Origin of the sequence: Serratia sp. (in: enterobacteria), from assembly GCF_046715635.1 — a bacterium.
Taxonomy (GTDB): domain Bacteria; phylum Pseudomonadota; class Gammaproteobacteria; order Enterobacterales; family Enterobacteriaceae; genus Chania.
The window spans coordinates 1-3990 of the sequence record NZ_JBKJYW010000440.1 but is presented as its reverse complement, the minus strand read 5'-3'; the positions used below and the strand labels follow the sequence as shown (position 1 = coordinate 3990).

3 protein-coding genes are annotated in these 3990 nt (G+C 53.2%); all 3 read left to right on the top strand.

The window, feature by feature from the left end; all coding sequences use genetic code 11:
- A partial coding sequence (locus ACLQ7H_RS23015; protein ID WP_411754666.1) for a GMC family oxidoreductase occupies positions 1-1430 on the top strand: 1430 nt, incomplete at its 5' end.
- An 11-nt stretch (positions 1431-1441) separates the two neighbouring features.
- Complete coding sequence (locus tag ACLQ7H_RS23010; protein WP_411754665.1) at positions 1442-2782, top strand: c-type cytochrome; 1341 nt, start codon at positions 1442-1444, stop codon at positions 2780-2782.
- Between the two features lie 757 nt (positions 2783-3539).
- Positions 3540-3990, top strand: a 451-nt coding sequence (locus ACLQ7H_RS23005) for a PHP domain-containing protein (protein WP_411754664.1), incomplete at its 3' end; no start/stop codon positions are given.

Below are 3990 nucleotides of genomic sequence, written 5' to 3'. Positions count from 1 at the left end.
GTATGCGCAGCCATTATGAAGAGCGCTACGGCAAAAGCTTTATTCCAAAAGACATGACGATCCAGGATTTTGGGGTGAGCTACGACGAGCTGGAGCCGTTCTTCGATAAGGCCGAGAAGGTATTCGGTACCTCCGGCACAGCCTGGTCGGTGAAGGGGCAGTTGGTGGGTAAAGACCAAGGAGGAAACCCCTTTGCACCAGACCGTTCCGACCATTTTCCACTGCCAGCGCAGAAGAACACCTTCTCCGCGCAGCTGTTTGAAAAGGCGGCGCGTGAGGTGGGTTATCACCCTTACAATCTGCCCTCCGCCAATACCTCAGATTCCTATACCAACCCCTATGGCGCACAGATGGGGCCTTGCAACTTCTGCGGTTATTGCAGCGGCTATGCCTGCTACATGTATTCCAAGGCGTCGCCGAACGTCAATATCCTGCCAGCGTTGCGGATGGAAAAGCGCTTTGAGCTGCGTACCAACGCTAACGTACTGAAGGTTAACCTGACCGCCGATAAAAGCCGGGCGACCGGGGTCAACTATATCGATGCCCAGGGGCGCGAGATCGAACAACCTGCCGACCTGGTGATCCTCGGAGCCTTCCAGTTCCACAATGTGCATCTGATGCTGCTTTCCGGCATTGGTAAACCCTACGACCCACAGACCGGTGAAGGGGTGGTTGGGCGTAACTTCGCCTACCAGAACATGACCACCATCAAGGCGTTCTTCGATAAGGACGTCCACACCAACCCGTTTATCGGCGCAGGTGGTAACGGCGTTGGCGTGGATGATTTCAACGCGGATAACTTTGACCACGGTAAGGAAGGTTTTGTCGGGGGTTCACCGTTCTGGGTCAACCAGGCGGGCACCAAACCGATCTCCGGCCTGCCAACTCCTCCCGGCACTCCTGCCTGGGGCAGCAAGTGGAAAGCCGCAGTGGCGGATGCCTACACGCACCATGTCTCTATGGATGCCCATGGCGCGCACCAGTCTTATCGTAGCAACTACCTCGACCTCGATCCGACCTATAAGAACGTCTTTGGCCAACCACTGCTACGCATGACCTTCGACTGGCAGGAAAACGACATCAAGATGGCGCAGTTTATGTTTAACAAGATGGCTCCAATCGCCAAGGCGATGAACCCGAAACTGATTTCCGGCAGCCCGAAAAACGCCAACAGCCACTTCGATACCACCAGCTATCAAACCACGCACATGAACGGCGGCGCGGTGATGGGGGAAGATCCCAATACCAGCGCGGTAAACCGCTATCTGCAAAGCTGGGACGTACATAACGTGTTCTCAATCGGCGCATCGGCCTTCCCGCAGGGGCTGGGCTACAACCCGACCGGCACCGTTGCCGCGTTGGCCTACTGGTCTGCCCGTGCCATTCGCGAGCAGTATCTGAAAAACCCAGGCCCATTGGTGCAGGCATGAGGATACGAGTGATGAAAACTTTGGTTCCTGCACTGGTACTCAGTGCACTGAGTTTCTCTGTTTTGGCGCAGGACGTGACGGTCAGCAGCGAATTGCTCAAACGGGGTGAATATCTGGCTCGCGCCGGTGACTGTGTGGCTTGCCATACCAATGGCAAAAGCGGCGTGCCCTTTGCTGGTGGCCTGGCGATGGAAACACCGATTGGCACTATCTATTCCACCAACATCACCCCGGACAAAACCACCGGCATTGGCGACTATAGTTTTGAAGATTTCGACGATGCGGTACGTAAAGGCGTCGCCAAGAACGGCAGCACCCTGTATCCGGCGATGCCTTATCCTTCGTTTGCGTTGGTGAAAGAGGAGGATATGCGTGCCATGTACGCCTATTTCATGCACGGCGTGCAGCCAGTAGAACAAGCGAACCAAGACTCCGATATTCCCTGGCCGCTGTCCATGCGTTGGCCGCTGCACATCTGGCGTTCAATGTTTGCACCCACACCGGCCGATTTCGCGGCGAACGCTAATGCCGATCCGGTTATCGAACGTGGCCGCTATCTGGTCGAAGGGCTGGGGCACTGCGGGGCATGTCATACGCCGCGCAGCCTGACCATGCAAGAGAAGGCGCTGAGCAACACCGAAGGGGATGATTACCTGTCCGGTAGCAACGCGCCGATCGACGGTTGGGTGGCTTCCAGCCTGCGTGGTGATGATAAAGATGGCCTGGGCACCTGGAGCGAGAGCGAACTGACCGAGTTCCTGAAAACCGGCCGTAACGATAAGTCGGTGGTATTTGGTGGCATGAGCGATGTTGTCGAGCATAGCCTGCAATATCTCAGCGATGAGGATTTGACCGCGATCGCCCGCTATCTGAAAACCTTGCCGCCGAAAGAGGGTAAACAGCAGGCTGCTCCGGTTGAAGACAGCGTCGCCATAGATTTGTTGCGTGGTAACGACAGCAAGGCTGGCGCTGCGCTGTACGTCGATAACTGTGCCGCTTGCCATCGTACCGATGGTGTGGGTTACAAGCGCGCCTTCCCGGCGCTGAAGGGTAACCCGGTGGTGCAGACCGAAGACGCGACTTCGCTGATCCACATTGTGCTGGTCGGCAATACCACACCAGCGGTGAAAGGGGCGGTTTCCAACCTCACCATGCCGCCATTTGGCTGGCGCTTGAACGACCAGCAGGTCGCGGACGTCGTGAACTTTATCCGTTCCAGCTGGGGTAACAACGCCAAAGCCATCAGTGCCTCCGATGTGGCTGACGTGCGCAAGGATCGTTCAATCATCCGCGATGAGAAGGCGATGGGCAGCTCTGCTATCCCAGAGCCCGCGTCGGTGGGTAATAAGTAGTTCTCCAAAGGGCCTCATTCGGGGCCCTTTCATTATCTATCATTAATTTCAAATATATCAGCACTGCTAATCATTTGTTTTTTGATTGATTTTTGATCATCTTTATCGGTGTGTTCCTAGGGTTTTAAGCTGATTGTTCTGATGTTGTCACCTATCTACAGAGCGTTATATCGTGAAGATATTGTACGTGATTGTTATTATTTGAATTTTTGTGATTCTTTTCCTGGGTGAATAATATTTTCATTAATGATACTAATGGTTACTGCAAGGGATAGTTGAAATCAAAGGGAGGTTATGAGCGTGATGGTAATAGCTTTATTGATGGTGGTGTATGTTTCCATTGCATTTGAGGTCGAGAGACGTAAGCGTGTCTGTATTGGTCTTAGTCGAAAATATACCTACAGAAAGCGCATCAATTTCAAAAGGAAATGTGCAAGGTTAATCGATACGCTGCTTTTCCGAACATGACAAGTTGCGATTTACCCTATTCGGCCAACAAAGCAGTTTTTTCAGGTGAGGTGCCCCGTGAAACGGGGCATTTAGATTATTGATGACCAGGTAGCCGCAGCTATTTGGCACCATTAATGCCTGTTAAAAGTTTGCACCGTTATTGAGCTAGTTAAAATGTCGATCTACTCCCCGTGAACAGACCCATGCTTTTGTGATCCTGCCGATAAAAAGCGCCAAATCCGCTGTATGCATTCAGCCGCTGCTTTACTATGATCTTATTATTGAGCATTCGCCAAAGGACACTGCCATGGAAAAAATCGACCTGCATATGCATTCCAACTACAGCGATGATGCAGACTTCCCGGTTGAGACGGTGATCGCACGCTGCCTGGCCAACGGCATCAGTACGTTGGCGGTGACCGACCATAATAATGCCAGTTCGGTGCCGGAGGCCAAGGCGCTGGCATCGTCCAGCCTCAATGTCCTGTCCGGTATCGAGATCGACTGCACCTTCGCTGGGCGTAACTTCCACCTGTTGGGCTACGGGTTTACCCCCAACAATGACTTTGTCGAAATCTATAACAATTTCAGTGCCATTCAACGGGAACTGACGCCGCAAAAATTTGCCAAGCTGCGCGGGTTGAAATTCCATCTGGATGAGCAACGCCTGGAGCAGGTATGCGGTGGCGCTATCCCGCAGGAAGAGCAGATGGGCGAGGTGATACTCGAAGATCCACGTAACGATGGGCATCCGTTGC

Bases quoted from the DNA above. Each gene is read 5' to 3' on its own strand.
- ACLQ7H_RS23010 (WP_411754665.1), top strand. From the start codon at position 1,442: ATGAAAACTTTGGTTCCTGCACTGGTACTCAGTGCACTGAGTTTCTCT.